The organism is Massilia sp. TSP1-1-2 (assembly GCF_049896185.1).
Lineage (GTDB): Bacteria > Pseudomonadota > Gammaproteobacteria > Burkholderiales > Burkholderiaceae_D > Telluria_A.
This window is the reverse complement of the sequence record NZ_JAFCTU010000133.1, coordinates 1-988: the sequence shown is the minus strand read 5'-3', so window position 1 is coordinate 988 and position 988 is coordinate 1. Positions and strand designations below refer to the sequence as shown.

Below are 988 nucleotides of genomic sequence, written 5' to 3'. Positions count from 1 at the left end.
GCCGCGGCGGGCTGCCGATGTTGAACATTTCCGGCGTGCCGGGCTGGCCTTCGTTCGCGTTGCTCTGGTGATTGTTGATCGTGCCTTGCATCGGGCCGTCGTTCGGCGCCGGATGCGGGGCGACTGCCTTTTTGGGCAGCGCATTGCGCGGGTCGAGCACGAACTGCACTTCGGTGGGCTGCTCCCAAAACTGGCAGGCCAGTTCGGTGATGCGGCTGGCGAACTGCGTTTTCACCCAGTCCAGCTTGAAGCGATTAGGCGCGGCAACGCGCAGCTTGCCGTCCTCGTAATCGAGGGCGACCAGCGGTTTGATCCACGCACTGAATTGTTGCGGTGTCAGTTCCAGTTCCAACTGCGCGGAACAGGTCTGCCAAAAATTTTCCATGAATCGTCTGTCTGAATAAGGTGTGGAGGGGCGGTTCGATGAAGCTGTGCGCCACACGTAACACGCTATTCTACCTGCCGCGGGCAGAGTTATCCACAGGCACGCCGCTTATTTTCGAACCCGTAGGGCGGAAAAGCGCAGCGCATTCCGCCAATGTCCGCGTCAACACGGCGCACACCTTTGGCGGAATGCGCTGCGCTTTTCCGCCCTACACTACCCGGGAACGCAACGGAATCGGCCGCCGATCTCTCTCAATCCTTGACAGGTGGGCCCAAAATCGTGTCTAATTCAGGGTTCCCCGCCCGTACTCCGTGCAAACAAGCCATTTTGTGGCCTGTTGGTTTGGCTTAGCGGGTAAAAAAGACTGACGGGACGTCAGACCCGATTTTGCATTTTTATTTGCTTTAAGCGAGACCACCATGAAACGTACTTACCAACCTTCCGTCGTTCGTCGCAAGCGTACGCACGGCTTCCGTGCACGTATGGCTACCCGTGGCGGCCGCGATGTGCTCAATGCACGCCGCGCCAAGGGTCGCAAACGCCTGGCTGTATAAGTCTGGCACTGACTGCTGCAGCGCGGTTGGCTATGACTAGCGAAGGTTC

General features: G+C 58.6%; 2 protein-coding genes. One reads left to right on the top strand and one right to left on the bottom strand.

The annotated features are described in order from the left end of the window. Positions 1-385: DnaA N-terminal domain-containing protein (locus tag ACP7BV_RS27275; RefSeq protein WP_426108040.1), on the bottom strand; the 385-nt coding region annotated here is incomplete at its 3' end. Positions 386-804: 419 nt separating this feature from the next. Here ACP7BV_RS27275 and rpmH point away from each other — a divergent pair. Beyond that, the gene (rpmH, locus tag ACP7BV_RS27270) at positions 805-939 is read left to right on the top strand and encodes a 50S ribosomal protein L34 (protein WP_010401996.1); all 135 of its coding nucleotides are present in this window, start codon (positions 805-807) and stop codon (positions 937-939) included. The last annotated feature ends 49 nt before the right edge of the window (positions 940-988 follow it).

Coding starts and splice junctions, on each gene's coding strand:
- rpmH (WP_010401996.1), top strand. CDS start 805: ATGAAACGTACTTACCAACCTTCCGTCGTTCGTCGCAAGCGTACGCAC.